This is a genomic window from Singulisphaera acidiphila DSM 18658 (assembly GCF_000242455.2).
Classification (GTDB): Bacteria; Planctomycetota; Planctomycetia; order Isosphaerales; family Isosphaeraceae; genus Singulisphaera; species Singulisphaera acidiphila.
Window position 1 is genome coordinate 784,726 of record NC_019892.1, and the last position, 18,764, is coordinate 803,489.

At 62.5% G+C, this 18,764-nt stretch carries 18 protein-coding genes; 15 read left to right on the forward strand and 3 right to left on the reverse strand.

What is annotated here, in order from left to right; all coding sequences use genetic code 11:
- Positions 1 to 144 precede the first annotated feature (144 nt).
- The gene (locus tag SINAC_RS03080; RefSeq protein WP_015244235.1) at positions 145 to 1,035 is read left to right on the forward strand and encodes a glycosyltransferase family 2 protein; all 891 of its coding nucleotides are present in this window, start codon (positions 145 to 147) and stop codon (positions 1,033 to 1,035) included.
- 236 nt (positions 1,036 to 1,271) lie between these two features.
- On the forward strand, positions 1,272 to 2,105 hold the full coding sequence (locus SINAC_RS03085) for a class I SAM-dependent methyltransferase (RefSeq protein WP_015244236.1): 834 nt from the start codon (positions 1,272 to 1,274) through the stop codon (positions 2,103 to 2,105).
- A gap of 141 nt (positions 2,106 to 2,246) precedes the next feature.
- On the opposite strand, the gene SINAC_RS03090 is transcribed toward SINAC_RS03085, so the two are convergent.
- Positions 2,247 to 3,152, reverse strand: coding sequence for an RluA family pseudouridine synthase (locus SINAC_RS03090; protein ID WP_015244237.1), 906 nt, complete (start codon positions 3,150 to 3,152; stop codon positions 2,247 to 2,249).
- Positions 3,153 to 3,577: 425 nt separating this feature from the next.
- Here SINAC_RS03090 and SINAC_RS03095 point away from each other — a divergent pair, with 425 nt between their 5' ends.
- From SINAC_RS03095 to SINAC_RS39615, 7 genes are all read left to right on the forward strand, one after another.
- Complete coding sequence (locus SINAC_RS03095) at positions 3,578 to 4,378, forward strand: inositol monophosphatase family protein (protein ID WP_015244238.1); 801 nt, start codon at positions 3,578 to 3,580, stop codon at positions 4,376 to 4,378.
- Between the two features lie 175 nt (positions 4,379 to 4,553).
- On the forward strand, positions 4,554 to 5,018 hold the full coding sequence (locus tag SINAC_RS03100; RefSeq protein WP_157579407.1) for a phenylacetaldoxime dehydratase family protein: 465 nt from the start codon (positions 4,554 to 4,556) through the stop codon (positions 5,016 to 5,018).
- Positions 5,019 to 5,024: 6 nt separating this feature from the next.
- Positions 5,025 to 5,444, forward strand: coding sequence for a hypothetical protein (locus SINAC_RS03105; protein ID WP_015244240.1), 420 nt, complete (start codon positions 5,025 to 5,027; stop codon positions 5,442 to 5,444).
- A 61-nt stretch (positions 5,445 to 5,505) separates the two neighbouring features.
- Complete coding sequence (locus SINAC_RS03110; RefSeq protein WP_015244241.1) at positions 5,506 to 5,967, forward strand: DUF1569 domain-containing protein; 462 nt, start codon at positions 5,506 to 5,508, stop codon at positions 5,965 to 5,967.
- Positions 5,968 to 6,615: 648 nt separating this feature from the next.
- Positions 6,616 to 6,939, forward strand: coding sequence for a DUF427 domain-containing protein (locus SINAC_RS03115; protein WP_015244242.1), 324 nt, complete (start codon positions 6,616 to 6,618; stop codon positions 6,937 to 6,939).
- Positions 6,940 to 7,673: 734 nt separating this feature from the next.
- Positions 7,674 to 8,777: a DUF1559 domain-containing protein gene (locus tag SINAC_RS03120; protein ID WP_015244243.1), complete on the forward strand. Its 1,104-nt coding sequence runs from the start codon at positions 7,674 to 7,676 to the stop codon at positions 8,775 to 8,777.
- Between the two features lie 112 nt (positions 8,778 to 8,889).
- The gene (locus SINAC_RS39615) at positions 8,890 to 9,066 is read left to right on the forward strand and encodes a hypothetical protein (protein WP_015244244.1); all 177 of its coding nucleotides are present in this window, start codon (positions 8,890 to 8,892) and stop codon (positions 9,064 to 9,066) included.
- A gap of 166 nt (positions 9,067 to 9,232) precedes the next feature.
- Here SINAC_RS39615 and SINAC_RS03130 read toward each other — a convergent pair whose 3' ends face one another.
- On the reverse strand, positions 9,233 to 10,897 hold the full coding sequence (locus SINAC_RS03130; protein ID WP_015244245.1) for a hypothetical protein: 1,665 nt from the start codon (positions 10,895 to 10,897) through the stop codon (positions 9,233 to 9,235).
- 430 nt (positions 10,898 to 11,327) lie between these two features.
- On the opposite strand from SINAC_RS03130, the gene SINAC_RS03135 reads away from it, so the two are divergent.
- Together SINAC_RS03135 and SINAC_RS03140 are read left to right on the forward strand one after the other, a co-directional pair.
- A complete protein-coding gene (locus tag SINAC_RS03135; RefSeq protein WP_015244246.1) occupies positions 11,328 to 11,783 on the forward strand; it encodes a hypothetical protein in 456 nt (151 codons plus the stop codon).
- 15 nt (positions 11,784 to 11,798) lie between these two features.
- On the forward strand, positions 11,799 to 12,053 hold the full coding sequence (locus SINAC_RS03140; RefSeq protein ID WP_015244247.1) for a hypothetical protein: 255 nt from the start codon (positions 11,799 to 11,801) through the stop codon (positions 12,051 to 12,053).
- 93 nt (positions 12,054 to 12,146) lie between these two features.
- Here the strand turns inward: SINAC_RS03140 and SINAC_RS40480 are convergent, their stop codons facing one another.
- Positions 12,147 to 12,302, reverse strand: a complete 156-nt coding sequence (locus SINAC_RS40480; protein WP_015244248.1) for a hypothetical protein — start codon at positions 12,300 to 12,302, stop codon at positions 12,147 to 12,149.
- A 306-nt stretch (positions 12,303 to 12,608) separates the two neighbouring features.
- Between SINAC_RS40480 and SINAC_RS03145 the strand changes: the two genes are divergently transcribed.
- The 4 genes from SINAC_RS03145 to SINAC_RS03160 all read left to right on the forward strand — a co-directional run bounded on the left by SINAC_RS03145 (position 12,609) and on the right by SINAC_RS03160 (position 18,388).
- Positions 12,609 to 14,243: a hypothetical protein gene (locus SINAC_RS03145; protein ID WP_015244249.1), complete on the forward strand. Its 1,635-nt coding sequence runs from the start codon at positions 12,609 to 12,611 to the stop codon at positions 14,241 to 14,243.
- Positions 14,244 to 14,542: 299 nt separating this feature from the next.
- Positions 14,543 to 16,507: a sulfatase gene (locus tag SINAC_RS03150; protein WP_015244250.1), complete on the forward strand. Its 1,965-nt coding sequence runs from the start codon at positions 14,543 to 14,545 to the stop codon at positions 16,505 to 16,507.
- 102 nt (positions 16,508 to 16,609) lie between these two features.
- Positions 16,610 to 17,431: a S1 family peptidase gene (locus tag SINAC_RS03155; RefSeq protein WP_015244251.1), complete on the forward strand. Its 822-nt coding sequence runs from the start codon at positions 16,610 to 16,612 to the stop codon at positions 17,429 to 17,431.
- 186 nt (positions 17,432 to 17,617) lie between these two features.
- Positions 17,618 to 18,388: a Bax inhibitor-1/YccA family protein gene (locus SINAC_RS03160; RefSeq protein WP_015244252.1), complete on the forward strand. Its 771-nt coding sequence runs from the start codon at positions 17,618 to 17,620 to the stop codon at positions 18,386 to 18,388.
- The last annotated feature ends 376 nt before the right edge of the window (positions 18,389 to 18,764 follow it).

Here is an 18,764-nt window from a genome sequence, read left to right on the forward strand (position 1 = left end):
GGATCCTGGTGATCGTGCGGAGAATAGGCCTTGTGCTAGCTTTCTCGAATGGGGTCTTGTTATAATCTCGGGCACAAAGCCGTCCGGCGGGGATAGACGCCTGGGCGTTGATGTCAGTCAAGGGAATCGAAGGAACGTCTCCCGATGTCTAGCACCCTCCCGCATACTTCCTCTATGTCCTCTTCAAATTCAAACGACGATCACGACCAGCTTGCAGCGACTCCCGACGACGATCATGCGCGTCGCGAGTGGCTGATCCACAACCTTGGCGAGCCTGTCTGCCGACAGCTTGGAATCTACCGGATTCCCGACGATCTCGTCCTTTCCGTGGTCATTCCGGTCTTCAATGAAGTCCACACCCTGCATGAGATCCTTCGCCAGGTTCGTGCGGTCCCGATCGCGAAGCAGATCATCCTCGTCGACGACTGCTCGACCGACGGCACCACCGATCTCCTCCGCAAGTGGGCCGAAACGGAATCCGACCTGACGATCGTCTTCCACGAGAAGAACCGTGGAAAAGGGGCCGCTCTGAGGACGGGCTTCACCCGTGCGACCGGCCAGATCGTCATTGTCCAGGACGCCGACCTGGAGTACGACCCCGCCCAGTATCCTCAACTGGTTCAGCCGATCGTTGAGGGCAAGGCCGACGTCGTCTACGGCTCTCGGTTCAGCGGCGAGTCGCACCGGGTGCTCTACTTCTGGCACACCTTGGGCAACAAGTTTTTGACGTTCCTGTCCAACATGTTCACGAATTTGAATCTGACGGACATGGAAGTCTGCTACAAGGTGTTCCGTCGCGAGGTGATTCAGGGGATTACCCTGGAGAGCAACCGGTTCGGGTTCGAGCCGGAAGTGACGGCCAAGGTCGCTCGGTTCAAAGTCCCTGCGATTGAGAACCGGCCGTCGCGGCGGTGCCGGATCTACGAAATTCCCGTCAGCTACAACGGCCGAGACTATCGCGAAGGGAAGAAGATCGGCTGGAAAGACGGCGTGCAGGCCTTGTACTGCATCGTCCGCTACGCCTTGGCCGACTAAAGGGAAGTGAGAATCGTTCCGTCCGCATTTCGCAGCCCTGGAAGGGCAACCGTCCACCGCCAGGGGCGCAAGCCCCTGGGAACGACGAAGGCATCAATGCGATTTTTTTTGTGGTCCCGGACCTGAGGGCCGCAAAAAGCTTTGTTCATCGGGGCGGATCCTGCGGACATCTTTCTTTTCCCCACGGCCTGTAATCTGAAAACCTCGCCTCTTTTCTCGGTCGGGGAGCGCTTGCCATGACGCGGATTCGTCTTCTGGGAACCGCGCTGGCTGTGGTTCTCCTCCTGCTTCAGGCTTCGCTGGCCGCGCAAGTGACCGATGCGCCAGCTCCGCAGAAGGAGCTCGAGAAGGAGAGGGATCCGCAGGATCAGGCGAAGCCGTTGCGACGGCCTCGCCGCTCTTCTGCCGGCCCTCGGATGTACATGGGCCGGCCGATTGCCGACGTGATGTCGTTCCACGGGGCCGACTGGCTCGTGCGCGACACGCGGGAGCAGGAAGAGCAGCCCGAGGCGATGCTCGACGCCCTGAAGATCAAGCCGGGGTCGACCGTGGCCGATGTCGGCGCCGGGGTCGGCTACACGAGCCTCAAGCTCGCGCGCCGGGTCGGATCCGAGGGGATCGTGCTGGCGACCGACGTTCAGCCCGAGATGCTCCAAATGCTCGCGGCCAATGCCCGCGCGGCCGGCCTGAAGAACGTCCGGCCGATCCGTTGCACGTCGACCGACACCAAGCTTCCCGAGGGGAAAGTGGATCTGGTGCTGATGGTCGACGTCTACCACGAGTGCGTCGACCCTGAGACCACGCTTCAAGGTCTGCTCAAGGCTTTGAAGCCGGGGGGCCGGCTCGTCCTGGTCGAATTCCGTGGCGAAGATCCCGAGGTGCCGATCAAGCCCGAGCACAAGATGACCTTCGCCCAGGTTCGCCGCGAGCTCGAACCCCAAGGGTTCAAGTTCAAGGAGAAGTTCGACTTCCTCCCCTGGCAGCACATCATCGTCTTTGAGAAGCCGGTTGCGAAGGATAAGGACAAAGTCGAGGAAGCGCCGGCTCGCTCCAAAGCAGACAACCCTTGAGAAGAGGAACACCAAGCAGGGCCTAGACGCTGTTCCCGGGTGAGTTCCCCCTGGGATCGCGGGTGCCCCGCCTGCAATTCTATTTGAATTGATATGATTCAATTCAAGAGTGGGCGGGGTCTATGGCTCTGAGCCCAAGCCTTACCCCCCCGCGCCGCGGATTCCGTAGCGATTGCGGAGGTCGACGATCAAGGCGTCCATGTCGTGAGGCACGGTGGCTTCGACCATGATGTCCTGGCCGGTGAGCGGGTGCCGGAACCCGAGCGTTTGTGCGTGGAGGGCCTGGCGTTGGAACTGCGCCTTGCAACGCGGGCGGTTGCGGGGTCGATAGACGGCGTCGCCGACGACAGGATGACCGATCTCGGCCATATGGATGCGGATCTGGTGGGTTCGCCCGGTTTCGAGCCAGCAGGCGACGAGGCTGGCGACCGGTCCGAACTGCTCGATGACGCGGTAGTGTGTGATCGCCGCCCTCCCCTCCCCCGGCCGTCGCCCGACCCCGCGCCTCAGGTCGCCGCGATCGGTGATCAAGGGGAGGTCGATGGTTCCGCTGGCGCGTGCGGGCAGGCCTTCGACCACGGCGAGGTACTGCCGCTCGATGTCGTGCGCCTTGAAGAGGGCCTGGAACGCGCGGACGGCCTCGTGAGTCCGGGCCAGGGCGAGCGCTCCGGAGGTGTCCTTGTCGAGCCGGTGGACGACTCCCACGAACGGCTTGGGGTTGCCGTGGCGGATCGTCAGGTAGCGGCCGGCGCGCTCGATCAAGGTGTCGCGTTCGCGGTCGGGAGTGGGCAGGGTCAGTACGCCCGCCGGCTTGTCCACGATCAGGACGTGTTGGTCCTCGTGGAGCACGCGGAGCCGGCCGGCGACGATCCGAGCCTTGGGGCGGTTGGGGAAGAACGCGATGGGAGTGTCGGTCTCGACCTCCCGTCCCGGTTCGTCGCAACGCTCCCCCTCGAGGTCAATTCGGCCGTTGCGCACGGCGTCCTGCGCGGCCCTTCGTGAGAGACCGAATCTCTCGGAGACGAGTTTATCGAGGCGGATCGGCATGCGTGACAGTCACCCTAACCCAGCACAATTCGGCTGATGCCTGTCCGTCGGGACAAGTCTTCGTTTGATCCGCGTGTTCTGAGAAAACAAACAAGCAAAGGAATGTGGGGGCGGCCCTCCGTCCGTGACGGCCGCCCGTTTCCCGCGACCCCGCCGGCCCGAAGCCTGGCGAGGAGCGCGGGCAGTCTCAACTGGACACGGCCGTGCCGTCAACAATCTCGACGTCAGACTGAGGGACGTCCGTGCCCGCATCGCACCATTGTACCGTCGAACCAGGATGATTCCACCCCTCCGCCGCTCCGGACTTCGCGGTCGGCGCCAGCGGCCGCCCGGCCGGCGCGAATCCACCTTGCCGCCGATACCGGCGATGGCATACCTTTGGGGGGTCTCACCCCTTTGAGTTAGGGCCCGCCGGAACGACCCGAATGCATGACCACGACCCCTCGACGCTTGCCGCCGACCTCGATTTTGTGAAGGCCCTGGCTGCCGAGGCCTCTGCCGTGGCGCTGGGGCGGTTCCGCGGTGTCACTCCCCAGGAAAAAACCAACAAGAGCTTCGTGACCGACCTCGACCACGACCTCGAGCAGTTCATTCGAGAGCGGCTCGGCCAGCGGTTTCCGAAGGATCGGCTGACGGGCGAAGAATACGCCGAGGCGGGAGGGGGCGGTCCGCGACGATGGTCGATTGACCCGATCGACGGGACCGGCAACATGGTCCACGGGCTGCCGCTCTGGGCCGTCAGCATCGGCCTGCTCGACCAGGGAGAGCCGGTCCTCGGCGTGATCGTGATCCCCCCCCTGGGCGAGATGTTCTGGGCCGTTAAGGGGGGCGGAGCCTGGCGCGACGGCGAGCGGCTCCTGGTGCGCGACGCGGATACGTTTCACGTCCAGGACAACGTCTGTGTCGGCACCAACGCCTTGCGGGCCGTCGACCCCAGGTCCCTACCGGGCCGGCTCCGCGACCTGGGCAGCGCCTGCTGCGAGATGACCTTCGTCGTCGCCGGCCGGCTCCAGGCTTGCACCTTTCTCGGCGAAGCGGCGCACGACGTGGCTGCCGGGGCCGTGATCGCGGCCGAGGCGGGCTGTCACTTTGGCACGATCGACGGCCATGTCCTCTCCCCCACCGAACTGGTCGCGAACACCCCCGTCGCACGCCCGACCTTCGTCGCTCCCCCCCGCCGCCTCGCGGCGCTCATGGCTGGCGCACGCCTCTATTCGGGTGACTGATCCCAAAGCCGAGCGTTCGTGATCGAGAAGACCTCGCTCCGAAAACCACGCGAAATTAAAAATAGGGAGAATTCGGCGGATTTGTCGAGAGATTGAATGAATGGTTTTTTGTGGAACGCCGTCTTTTTCGTGGCTTGATCTTTTTTTTGTGTTTGCATGTCTTGTGGGGTGTTTCGTGCGACGTGTCATCGCCACCTTGCCCGAGTCGATGCCCGAGCTCTGCCTGATCCGACTGGGGATCCAGGTTCGCAGCGTTCGGGCTGTCTTCTACGCCATTCGGCTGGCGCGGGCGATCGATCGTTCGGCCGCCGAAGCGATTGTCGCGGGCGCGGGCCTGTTGCATTCGGAACGGTTTTCGCTCGGCCGGAAACATTTTGGCGTGTGGCAGTATTGGCGAAGCTTCGAGGACCTCGAAGCGTGGTCGCACCGGCCTCCTCATTCGGAGTGGTGGCGGCAGGCCGTCGAGCGGATGCGAACCAAGGGCGATCTAGGCATTTATCACGAGACGTTTCTTGTGCCCCGCGACCGCATCGAGTCGATCTATCTCGACTGTGCGCCAGCGGGACTGGCCGTGTTCGGAACCACCGGTGAACCCGTCGGGTCGATGACGGCCAGCCGGGGCCGCCTGGGGCGAGGGTAAGACGCAATGGGTCATTGGGGAGTGAAGAGCTTCGAGAACGACGACGCGTCCGACGCCCTCGAGGCAGGTTTCGAGGAGGTCCATGGGGCGGTCTACGACGACCTGATGGACGATCGCAGTCCATTGACGTTCGACCAGGTTCAACAGAAACTCGCCAATCTCGAGACGCTCACCGCCGCACTCGCGGCCCTGGTCGAAACGGTCGGAAAGCCGTTCGAGGAGTGGGATGAGGTTGAGCGGCTCGCCTTTGCCGGTGTCGTCGTTCGTCACGCCGAGGTCGAAGTGCCGATCCCCGATGAGGCTCGAATTCGGGCGCTCGACTGGCTCGAGCACGAGGACATCGATTGGGACGAGGCGACGGTGCGTCGGTTGCGCCGGGATAAAGAGATCGTGTTGTTGCGAAAGGCAAAGCCGCCGGAGAGTTGATGTCTTCTCTCAATGGATTTTGGATGGAGACAGCGGCGTCGACGACAGAGGATTACTTGCAATGGCCGAGCGTCGGACTTTGAGTTTCGCCACCCTGGATCGCGTCATGCCCGATGTGGATCAGCTTCTCGAGGGGCACGAGACGCTGGGGAATTGGTCCCTGGGGCAGATCTGCAACCATCTCGCCACGGGGATCACTGGCTCGGTCGATGGTTTCCCGTTCCGCACCCCCTGGATTTATCGGAAGACGCTGGGGGCGGTGAGACGCCGGCGGGTCTTCCAGACCGGCCGAATGGCCACGGGGGTCCAGCTCCCCTCCCGATTCTGTCCCAAGCCAGGCCTCGACGCGCGCGCCGAGGCCGAGGCTCTCCGCGCGACCTTACGGTATTACGCCGGTTACCAAGAGCCGCTCGCCATGCACCCGATCTTCGGTGAGTTGACCCGTGACGAGTGGAGCCGACTCCACGCCATCCATTGCGCCCACCACCTCAGCTTCGTCTTGCCTCGCGGGTCGGGAAATTGACGCCTAGCAAAAACATGAAGAGGTTTTTGAATTTAGCCTATGCAGGCTCGTCTTTTTTCGTCAAGGGGGGGGCCGGCTCGCCGTCCTCCTCTTCTGTTCCCTGTCTTCCGATCGATTCCCGCGCTGAGGAATCAACGTAAGGGAGTTGGGGCTTTCGGGACGGGATGTGGGTGGATGTCGTTATCCATCAATCCAACCGGCCATGACGTTGCGGGCGCACTCATGTGTGAGACTCGCTCCTGAAGAAGAGGGGGCGAACTCGTCGGTGCTCGGCTTATTGTGATATGAATCATTTCGCTGGTGCCTTATTCTGTTGGCAATGGGAACCGAGCGTTTCGTCTCCATCCATTCTTGCTTGATGGCTTTAAATACAAGCCTCTGTTCTTAATGAAATAAGAGAGGCGTTGACGGTCTCGAATGCGGCTGGTACTGGTGTTTCGGTCGGTCCCCCCTTCCCCTCACGCTGTCGCAAGAACTCTCAGAATTTCGGTTGTGACGGCTGGGTCGTGTTCACGAACTCAGGGCCACGGTCGTCAGAGCTGTCGTCGACCGGGCTGGCCGGGTCGGGTATACTCCTGGTGAAACGGTTGAGTGCGCGCGGCGGCGTTCTCCTCATTGGGACACGAGATTAGGAAGGAACGTTGACCGGTGGGCGTCATTATTCGCGAGAAGAACTCGGGCACTCCTCTGGCTGAAGCGGTCGCCGGCCGTGGGCTCCTTACGTACGAAGGGAATCTTTATTACGATTCCAGGCTGGTCAACCACCAGGTTCTTCGGATGAGTGATCGGACCTACACTTGCCCGTTCAAGGGGACCTGTCGCTGGGTTGATTTCGTCGATCCCCAAGGGCAACTCGTTCAGGACGTGGCCTGGGTTTATGCGGATCCCAAGACGGGGCACGAAGCCATCAAGGACCGATTCGGCTTCTACGCCGGCTCCCGTGGGGCCACCCGTCAGGACGACCCACGCTAAACATCGCTGCGGCTGGCCTCGATCGCTTGGCAACGGGCGTCGGGGCGGTGGCACGCGCGGGTCGATTGACCTTGAACGCATAACCCGTGGGATCCCTTCCCGTTCCGAGGAGCGATGGATAGTAGATGGGTCTTTTGTAATGCTTTCAAAGATGGATATCACGTGGTTTTCGGATCTAGATCAAGCGGGATACTTCAGTCGTCATTTCTTTATTGGCTGCGTTGACTTTCTCTCAATTCCTCGATAGCATTTGGGATGTGATCGACCGATCGGATGGCCGGTGGCGATTGCACATGCAACCCCGGTGAGTTTTCTCCTACCTACTTGCTTGGTACGTCGAGATTCTCTTCCCTCCCAGAGACTTCTCGATATCATCAGACTCCTCATGCCTCATCCTTTGCGTCTCACGACGGAGGATTTTAGGGAGCTTCACGCCGACATGCGCTTAGGTTGCTGCCGTCGGACCGGGATGACCTTCTCACGCCACACTCAAGTGTCGACCACGAAATCCTTAGTCCCCAATCGCCCTCAATGCGGATGGTGACAGGTCGTCTGTTGCCGATCGCTCTTATTGATTTCCTGAATTCTTTACATTATGTTGTGCGTGCTTGTGAGGTGACTCTACTGAGGGGCAGACGCGTTGCGTCTGAAGCTCCGGTTCACTGCCTTCATTCTCCGCCGGATGCTCGTTGCGTTATCCATTCTTCTCACCGTTCCCGGGAGCTTCCAAAGTGATGCAGAATGTCAGTCGACCAAGGCGTGGTTTCACGTTGATCGAGCTGCTGGTGGTGATCGCGATCATCGCCGTGCTCATCGCCTTGCTCTTGCCTGCGGTGCAGGCTGCCCGCGAGGCCGCTCGGCGTTCGCAGTGCGTCAATAACCTCAAGCAGCTCGGCCTGGCCGTGCATAACTACGCTGACAAGAATAACTGTTTTCCTTTGAAGGATATGTATCCCAACGCCTCGAACTACAGTTGCGGTTGGAGCTCGTCGTGGCCGCTGGCCGTCCTCCCCGGTCTCGAGCAGCAGGCGATGTTCGACGCCTTCAATTTCGTTTTCACGGTCCAAGGGGCGAATTGGGACACCGGCTGCACCAACGGCAACGGTTTCAAGAATAGCACGGTGGGCCGTGCCCAGATCGCCACTCTGCTTTGCCCCTCCGAGAACCTTGCCGTGCACCCGGACATGACCAACGGGGGCATGGGCACGATGAATTATTACGGGAATGCCGGCGGTCCCGGCGTCATCTCGACACATTCCGGGACGATTGTTCCCAATCATTCGGGGATTGCGACCACCATTGGCTCAGGCTATGGCGCCGGGGGACCGGTGACCTTTGCCGCAGTCGTCGACGGCACGTCGAACACGGCGCTCTTCAGCGAAAAGTTGTATGGAGTGGGCCCGTCCGGCCCTGCCTTCACGGCGGGCTCGATCAATGCCAAACGCGGGCTCTTCCCGCAACCCGCCGCCATCGCCCACGACACCGGTGATCCGGCGAATGCCCTGTCGTTTATTAATAAGTGCAAATCGACCCCGGCGAGCACGGCGTCGGCTTCGAGCTATTCGGGATTGAGCTGGACCTCGGCCTATCCCCCGTACACGGTGATGAACGCGTACACGCACTTCGGTGCCCCGAACAGCTTGGCGTGTGCCAATGACAACGCGGTCTGGGGCGGCCCCTCGGCGTCACTCCCCCCCACGAGCAATCACTCCGGCGGCGTCAACGTCGGCTTCGCCGATGGGTCGGTCAAGTTCATCAAGGACTCGGTCAATCTGCAGACCTGGTGGGCGCTGGGGACCAAGTACGGCGGCGAAGTCGTCAGTGCCGACGCCTATTGATGGGTTGCCGAACGGCCTTATTGTTGCCTTCAGAAGTTTTTCAGGCCCGACCGGCAATCGTTCCGGTCGGGCGGGGTTTGCCTGCTCGATACCACGCGAGGAACTACGACCGATGATTTCCCTTGGACAGCGTTCCCTCTTCGGTTTCCTGCTCCTGACGTCCCTGGTGGGTTGCAGCGGAGAGCCCGCCGCTCCGCCCGCCCCGGCGGCTGACGCTGCTCCCGCGCCGGCTCCCGCCCCCGCCTCGAAGGATCCGGTCGGAGCCGAGCGCCCGATCACCCCGAAATGACTTGGACTCGTGATCAGGTCGATCCCACCGACTGAGCTTGTGCTCGTCTGAGTCGATCGTCACGTTTGTCCCATCAACCATGAAGACGCCGCTTCGCCCCGGGTAATCCGGAGTGACGCGGCGTCTTTCTTTCTTTGCGCGCTTCCCAACGAACGGGCCGGCCGCGCTATTGGGGCTCGACTTTTCTCTTCCAGACCTCGATGGCTCCGAACTTGACGTCGGGGCGGTAGTGCTCGCGGATGACCGCCACGAGCGTGTCGAGGTTGAACTTGGGGTCGGGACCGATTTCGCCCGGGATCCAGACGACGACCGCGTTTTCGGTTTGCGCGAGAATCTTGGCGAAATCCTCCTGCTGTTCGGGGCAGAGCATTCGCAGCCAGGCCATCGACTCGGCGGGGAAGACCGAGTGTCGCGCTGCCGGCGAGGTGATGGCCGGGTCCCCCTTCAGGACGTTGGCCACCCTGGTCTCGGGCGTTGTCCGGTGTTTCAGGTGATCGATCAGCGCCCGATAATCTTGCCAGGGATAGAAGCCTGACGTGGGGACTGTGCCCACGCGATATCCCGGCGGGTTCTGGTCGGGCAAGCTCCCCTGCCGGAACGACGCCAGGGCGCGAAGGGTCGGCCCGGTGACGCAGAACTCCGGCCGAACCGTGACCCCGAGGGCGAGAATCACCAGAGTGGCGGTGAGTTGGAGCGAGGGGGATGGCCGGGCCAGCGCCAGCACGAGATGGACGAGGACCGCCAGGCTGACCGCCCAGATGAGCATCAACGGAATGTTGAGATAAGAGTGCGCGATGGGACTGAGCGGCTTGTAGAGTGAGCCGAACCCCAACGCCGCGAGCCAGACGAGCGCCATCCTTCGGTTCGCCACATCGGTTCGGAGAGCGAGCAGACCGATCGCCACCGGGATCAGCGACATTCGCAGAGGCGCGAGCAGGGTGAACCACCCCATCAGGATCGAGGCGGGAGTGACCCGGTTATACGACCCCCCGTAGGCGGTCAGGCGCACCCCTTGAACGAAGTCGTGGAAGACCCCTGTCATGACCAGGGGCACAAACGAGGCAGCGAGGAAGAGGGTGAAGGCGGTTCCCCAGACCAAGAGTTCCCGGATGGCTTTGCCTGCTGATTCGCCCGGCCGGCGACTTGCCTCGTCGATCGCGAGTGCCATGGCAGGCAGGAAGAGCACCGTCTGGGGCCGGAAGTTGATCGCCAGGGCCATCGTCAAGGCCGAGCCGAGCCGGCCCGCGCGGCTGGGCCAGGTTTGCATGGCCAGCAGGCTGGCGACTGCGAAGAAAGGCCCCTGCCAGTCGCGCTGGGCGGCGTGTGCGTAGTCGAGGCTCAGGTAGTAACTCAGGAAGGTGAGATAGCCGACCAGGCCCGGCAGGACCCCGCCGAGCCGACGGCGGCTCCAGGCGAGCAGCAAACCTCCGAGCGCCACCAGCATGGCTGCGTCGACCGCGTAGAAGGGCATGGTCCTGCCCCACCCGAACGCTTTGCCCAGGATCCAGAACAGGTAGATCGTCCCGGGGAAGTTGTTGCAGCGGAGGTCGCGGTAGGGCAAGAGCCCATCGTCCCACCCTTGCGCGATCGTGGCGAAGACGTCGTGATCGGCCCAGTAGGGCCAGGTCAGGTAGTGGGGAATCCAGGTCGCGAGCTGGAGCAGGCAGAGACTGCCAAGCGCCACGATCAAGGGGCCGCGCAACACCCAGGACGCGAACCGATCCCCGGTCTCGGACGTGGGAATGGAACTGGTGGATTCAGGGCCAGGTGCTTGGGAAGTCGCGGGGACGACGTGCTGCGTCCAGGGGGGAGAGACGTCATTCCGTGACATCAAAGGCGGCTCCAATTTCGGGGGGACAACTCTTGGGAAAAGTCTAACAAGGGGGTAAGTCCACCCGCGAGCCCAAACCAGGTGACGCTCCTTTTCCTGAGGGCCGATCGTATCCTGGCCGGCCCGGATTGACCGTTTCTTTGATCTTGATTTTGGCGGTCTTTGGCACCCCCAAAGCGAACCGGTTTATATTGCTGGATTCGATGGAGGATGCGATGATTTATTGGACGAGTGGATCCCGTGACGCTGGACACCTCTGCTTTGGACGGTGACGCCGAGACGAATCCGGCGGATCCTGTCATCCTCCCGGTCGGGGAGGCATGTTCGGGCCAGTCGACTGGCCTGGAGAGGCGAACGATGAATCGTACTCTTGGTTTCCCAGAGAAAACCGCTGTAGTCGGCGGAAGTCCCCTATAAGTAAGGAGAGGCCATGTGGCGAATCGGCGCCGCTATCGTGGTTGTCGGAGCGCTGGGCGTTTTGGCAACCGGGCCAATGTTGTTAGGTCGACAGATCCCATTGACGAATCGCGAAGGCCTTGTTTCGAGCAATGACGGCAGTCTCTACTACGTATTACACCCCGAGAGCAACTTCGCGATCTACCTCTCGGGCAACTGGAACTCATCGGCGCGCAGTTCGTCCAACACGGCAACGAACGCGTGGAAGACAGACGTCAGGCTGCACGCCAAAGGGAAGCCGGATGTCATGCTTTTGAGCGATTCGGCGAAGCCGACTCAAGTCGTGATCAACGGCACGCCCTTGAATCTGGCGAGCGGCTCGTTGTTTCGAGTCAAGGCGGACGGAAAGATAGAGCAACTCCCGTTCGCGCCGCTTCCTTCGAGCGACCAAGACTATCTGCAGCAGTTGAACGCCTACTTTTCTCGCTAGGCGGCGGAGGCGATCGTGCTGCACCAAGCCTGGAGCGACGGCAGCTTCTTCCCGGTTGTCAATCAATCGGCCCGCGCCCTTGTTTCCCCTGATGCAATGCTGGTCTGGTCCGTCGAGGCGTCGAGTTGGGACGAGGCGATGGCCCGCTACCACGAATGGCGCGGATGGGCGCCGTATCTCCCGATGAATGATGATTCCGGCAGCTACACAGCCGCAGAGGAATCACTGTCCTCCGCGATGTCCGGCGGCCCGCCCAACTTCGCGCCGTAGCGCTCGCCCGGGAGGGATGGTCGGCTCGTTACGCCGTCCGCGCCGCCCGCCGGGCGTATTGGCGCTGTGACGGCCCGATGACGATTTTGCTGATCACCGTCTTCTCTTCAAATCGCCCTCGATGTCCATGCCGGGCGGCAGCGCCCGCACCCAATGGACGAGATGCAGGCTGACCCCGTCGGCCAGCGGGTAGAGGTTCCGCCCGGCGATGCGCACGTCGATCAACTTGCTGCCGGTGAAACGCAGCACCAGGATCGGGCCTGCGCCGCGGTCTTTGCCCCGGGGCCCTTTTTATTGGCGGTCGGGTCAAACATGCGTTATAGTCTGTCTATCGCCAGGTCGAGCCTGCGTTGCCCGACGTCGGTGAGCGCCGCGTGATTTAGGACCTTGCCGCACAACAGCGGCTGCGACCCGACCTCCCTGCTTCTCTGAGAGACGCAATCCGGAGGACGATGGACGGTCGTCAGTCCGGTTGTTACGCACCCCGAGCCCGGTCTTCTCCACTCTTCTGGGGCAGAGAAGACCGGGCTGGCTTACGTTGGGACGCGTGCCGCCTTGTCATCCACGACTCTTCTCGCGTCCGAAACGGACTCGGCGCGGTCTCGACGGTGGGGCCTGCGGGTCTTCGTCGTTGCACTCTCGCCCGCACTGATCGCCATCTGGGCGACCCCTTGGTTCGTCACCCAAGATGGGCCGGCGCATCTCTATAATGCGCAGATTATTACGCGTTCGTTCGAGACTCACTCGCTCTTCAGCGACGTCTATCACGTACGTTGGGAGCCGCTGCCGAACTGGGTGGGGCATCTTTCCCTGACGCTCTTGCTCCGGGTGATGCCGGCTCGCGTGGCCGACCGGGTCATGACGACGCTGACTCTCATCGGGTTCGCAGCCTCGATCGTCTGGCTGCGCTGGCGGGTCGTGGGTTGGCGTGGGATGCCCCTGGCGGCACTTCTGGCGGTGCTCCTGGCGATCAACCTTCCCTGGCTTCTCGGCTTCACCAGCTTCATGCTCGGAGCCTGCCTGTTTCCCATCACCCTCGGGATCTGGTGGCACGGTCGCGAGCGACTCTGGCCGGGGCGGGTCGCGGTTCTCTGGGCGTTGATGGTACTCGGGTACTTCAACCATCTGGTCAGCCTGGGACTGACCGTCGTTGGGCTTGTCGTGCTCGCCTTTTTTGCGCCGGGGGAGCGACGGTTTGCCCGGGCAGGTTGGACGGCGCTCGGTCTGCTTCCGCTCGTTCCCCTCGGATGGATCTATCTCGGTCTCACCCGGAACGGGGGGCCGATGAAGCCGGTCTGGAAACACCTGTCCGATCCGTTCTCGCTGTCTTCCTGGCATGCCCAGTTGAGTTGGGCCGAGCCCATCTCGCTGGCCAGCAAGGTTGTTCTGCCGTTCTATCCGGGATCCCACTTCGGGTTTGCCCTCCTCACGCCACTCATCGCCTTTGCGATTGCGCTGGTTTTGGAAGGGATCACGATGCTTCGGGAACGCGGGGCGTCCCGGGGTCCAACGACCTGGCCCGATCGGCGTGGCTGGGGAGTCCTGGCCGCCGTTCTCATCCTCGGCGGGATGGCTGGCCCCGACACGTTGGGTGAGAGCCACGGCAATTACCTCCCGCAACGGGTCCTTCTCTTCGGGTTAGTGGCTTTGGTGCCCCTCCTGGATCTCGAGGCCAAGACATGGACCGGTCGGGCCGCTGCCCTGGCCTTGGTCTGGGCTGTCGCCATTCAGTCGGCCTTCCTCTGGGAATACGCCGCGACCTCGAACCGCAATGTGAGCGCCCTGCTGCAAGCCCGCGCAGCCATCGGCACGAACCAGAAAGTCGCGACCCTCCTCATGGGGATCCCCAGCCGCTTTCGCTCCAATTCGATCCTCCACGCCGACAACCTTCTCGGCGTCGATACCGGCAATGTCATCTGGAACAACTACGAGACCAGGCACTATTACTTTCCCGTCCAGTTCAACCCCGCGGTCGACCGGCCCGATTCCGAGACTCTCGAACTGCTCGCGCTCAAAGTCGATCATGACGAGGATCGCCCCTTACTCTGGTACCTCATGCTCGAGGCTCATCACCAGTCGATCGACGCGATCCTGACCTGGGGTAAGAACGCGGAGCTTGACCAAATCAGCGACCGTTGGTTCAAGCCAGTCTACGAGAACGGAAACGTGCGAGTGCTTCGGCATCGTTAGATTTCTGGATGGGATTGATGGGTGGGCCGCCCTCGTTGCGGGAAGATCCACATCCTGTTTTCCATTTCCACCGTCGGCGCGATTTCGCGATCCACACGGATCGCGCTCAATCGGGCTTGAGCCGCGAGTCAGAAAGAATTAAGAGATTGGGTGAATTGCTCGATAATGCTGATTGGGCGGCCTGACTGCTTTGTTGAGGAGCCCGACGACTTCGCCCATCTCGCCTGATTTGCCCTTTCCCCGTTAGGGGGATTGTGAGCAGTTCTCCGTAGCGATACTTATATTAGGAGAGCTGGCCCATGCAGCGTCTTGCCTCACCCCGGAGAGCCGGAGGGAACCGGCGCGCGCCTTGGATCCGGAACGCGCCGCCGAGCACGGTTCCCGCCCTCGGCTCGACCTGGAGTGCTTGGCTCATCATGTCGGCCTGGTTTGGACTTGTCTCCGGGTTGCTCGAGCTTGGGCTCTTGGTAGTTCGCAAGCTGCTTTACACCGAGGCGGCGCTGGGCGCCATGCAGATCAACCGTCATTTCCTCTGGATGATACCCACGGCGACCCTGGTCCTGTTCCTGGCCTGGGGTGCCCTGGTCGGTCTCATCGGCCGCCTTGTGCCGAGGGCAGGAGCACGGCTGGCGTTGCCGGCTCACCTGTTCCTCGGCTTGCTGACACTTCTGTTGGCGATCCAGCGGCTCCATGTGGTCGCCTGTCTGGTTCTCGCGTTCGGGGGCTCGTACCGACTTGCGCCTTGGCTTGCGTTCAGGGCCGCTCGATTCGATCGCCTGGCGCGGGTGAGTCTGCCGGGGCTGGTCGGCTTGCTCGTCATTCTTGGGTCCGTCAGCTATCATCGCGTGGCCCTGGCTGAGCCCCGCGCCCTGGCGGCGTTGCCCCCGGCCGCCCCTGGGGCCTCAAACGTGATCCTGATCGTGCTTGACACGGTACGGGCCGACCACTTGAGCCTCTACGGCTATGAACGCGGGACCACCCCCAACCTCGCCCGCCTGGCGCGACGGGGAGTCCGGTTCGCTCGCGCCCGGTCCACGGCCCCCTGGACCCTCCCTTCGCACGCGAGCATGTTTACTGGACGCTGGCCCTGTGAGCTCTTTTCCCGCCAGCACCAGCCCCTCGGGCCGAGACATCCGACCCTCGCCGGCTTCCTTCGCGATCAGGGTTATCTCACGGCCGGCTTCGTGGCGAACACCTATTACTGCAACCACTGGTTTGGCCTCGCTCGAGGATTTCTGCACTACGAGGACGACTCGGGCCAGGAACTCGTCGTCTCGCCGGGCGCGATGCTACGCGCCTCGGATCTTGGCAAGAAGACGCTCGAGATCGTCGAGGCGGCCTTCGGCGTCGGTCCCGGACCGACCGCCTCTCGCAAGGATGCCGCGCGGATCAATCAAGAGTTTCTCACCTGGCTCTCTGCGAACTCCTCAGCAAACGCGAATCGCCCCTTCTTCGCCTTTCTGAACTATCTCGATGCGCATGCCCCGTACCTTGTTCCCAACAAGTCGGCTCCTCATTTCGGGACGGTCCCCTCGACGCCCGCCGAGTACAGCGTCCTGGTCGATTGGGACGTCACCGATAAGCGGAACGTGGCGGACCGCTCCGTCGAGCTGGCGCGCGACGCTTATGACGACTGCCTCGCGTACCTCGACAGCCAACTCGGCCATCTCTTCGACGAACTCGAACGGCGCGACCTGTTCGCCAACACGATGGTGATCATTACCTCCGATCATGGCGAGCACTTCGGTGAGCACCCGAGGCTCTACAGCCACGCGCAGAGTCTCTATGGCCCCGAGCTCGACGTGCCGCTTTTGGTCGTCGCGCCTCAAGCGGTGCCCGCCGGTCGAGTTGTCGCCGATCCGGTAAGCCTGCGCGATCTGCCGGCGACGGTCGTCCACTGGCTGGGCCTGAGCTCACAGTCCCCGTTTCCCGGCCAGCCGCTCTCCCGGCACTGGGACCACGATTTGGCTCGGACCCTGCCCCAGGCCGAGCCGGTCTTCTCGGAGTCGGCGCTTGGGCACAAGCCGGCGAGTCCGAAGCATGCGATCCCTGCGTTGCGCGGGCCGCTGTCGGCGATGTTGACCGACCGGCATAGCTACATCCGAACCGACGGGCATCGCAAGCACCACGAGGAACTCTACGACCTGACCGTGGACCCGGAAGAAACGACGAACCTGGTCGGTTTGCCCGAGCATCAAGAGTCGCTCGAGGTGTTCCGGGCCTCCTACGAACAGCTCCAACGGGATTCGGTGAGTCCGAACTGACCTCCGCTCCGGCCGGTCCCCAACATCCGGAGGGTTGCGTTGATCCGTTCCCCCCGTCAACATGGAGGCTTGCACTTTCGCGGGGCGGGAGCAAGCCGGGCCATGCGGATCAAACAGAGGGCTTGGGGTTTCGGGATCGGACTGGCCGGATGCTGGATTGCGGTCGCAATGGCGTGTGCGGCAGGCCCGGCGGCGGATCGCCCGCGTCCCGATGATGATTGGACCTTCCGGCCGACCGTCATCATTCGCAAAGGGAACTCACAAGGTAGCGGGTCGGTGATTTCCTCGGTCGAGGGGGAGACGCTCATCTTGACGGCCGCCCACGTTGTGGAAGATCGAGGGCCGCTCAAAGTCGAGCTGCACCGCTATAACCTGGGCCTGGAAAACGATCAGACCGGGGCGAACTGGCCTCGCTCGATACCGGCCGAGGTGGTTGCCGCCGACGAGCCGGCCGATGTGGCCGTGCTCCGGATCAAGGGCATGCGCCCCCTCCCCTTCGTGGCGAGGCTCGCTGTCCAGGGGGCTGAGCCGCCGCGAGGGACCGTGGTTACGTCGCTCGGAATCGACCGGGGGACTCATCTGAGTAGCTGGCCGACGCGCATCGCCCAAATCGATCGGTTTGAGATCGAGGGGACCGGCGCTGAGCGATACTTCTTGATCACCACCAAGCCTCCAGAACATGGTCGTTCGGGGGGAGGCCTCTTCCTGCCCAACGGCGACCTGATTGGCGTTTGCATTGGCCGTGGTAAGCTGGTGAAGGGGCGAAATTCGGGTATTTTCGCGTCGAGTTCGAGCATTCGCCATCTGCTCCGCACTCACGACCTCGACGCCCTGATCCTGCCGGCTCGGGCGGCGACAACCACGTCGGCCACGCCCCACCGTCGCCCCTCGATCACCACGACGCAGGCACGTCCGGCACGTTGATTGGTCGGTCGTAGGGGCTGGGGTGAAGGCGGCCGATCCCTTGTCTCCTTGTTAAAATTGAGCCGTTGGACCAAGATAGAACGTATAAAGACGGTGGAGGGAGCGCCGCCCCGGCTCTCGTCGCAACGGCGCGGCGGGTGGATCTTGTTTCTGGCTCCCTTTGAATTTGCTTTTGGAGGATCGACCTTGTCTACGAGTAATCCCGCATTCTCAAAAGAAACGTTTGCTGGTTTCGAGCAAGTTTACGGAGCCAACCGCGCTGCGGCGATGACCGTCCAGGGTACGATCGGTAAGACCTTCGCCCTGCTCGGAATTCTCTCTGCGACCGGGCTCTGGGCCTGGAATGCGACTCAAAACCAGCACCTTAGCATGGCCGTCTTGCCCGCCGCCGGAATTGGCGGAATGATTCTCGCCTTGATTACGATTTTCAAGCCGACCGTTGCTCCGTGGACCGCCCCGGTTTATGCGGCGTTCGAGGGAGTCTTCCTCGGCTCGTTGTCCTGCTTGATCGAGGCGAGCGTCCAGCAAAAGTTCGGACCGCAGCAGTATCCGGGAATCGCCCTCCAGGCGGTCTCGCTGACCTGCGGTACCCTCTTCGTGATGCTCTTCGCCTACACGACGGGCCTGATCCAGGTCACTCAGCGCCTCCGGGCTGGTGTCGTCGCGGCGACCGGGGCGATCGCCCTGGTCTATGGCGTGGCGATGATTGCGAGCCTCTTCGGAGCCCGCGTGCCGTTCCTCTATGATGCGTCTCCGATCGGTATCGGGATTAGCCTCGTCGTGGTCGGTGTCGCGGCGTTCAACCTCCTGCTCGATTTCGACTTCATCGAGTACGGGGCGCGGATGGAAGCTCCCAAGTACATGGAGTGGTACGCCGCCTTCGGCCTGATCCTCACCCTGGTGTGGCTCTACCTCGAGTTCCTCCGCCTGTTGAGGAAGCTCCAGGACCGTCGCTAAGAGTCCGCGCTGATCCAAGAGCGGGGGACCAACGACACGAGCCGCCGGGGCCTTTGCCTCGGCGGCTCGCTTTGTTTTGAACCGTGACACGTCGACCCTTCCCTGCAGGCGAAATGGAATGTCACCGCCTGGTCGACGCCTGATGTTTCACCGTGCCTACGCTACGATGCTCGGTTGCCAGTGGCTTCTCGAAGATCGCTTGGGGGGCTGCACCACCCGTACGACAAGACAACAAACAGGTTGTCCAGGATGCGGCCCGATCCATGCAGAGCGGTCTCCAAGTCTCGGCAGTAGGAGAAATAGAACGAGCCGCCGGGGGATGGCCCCGGCGGCTCGTCTCGTTTCGTTCCGACCTGGTGAAGAGAGGTGATCGACA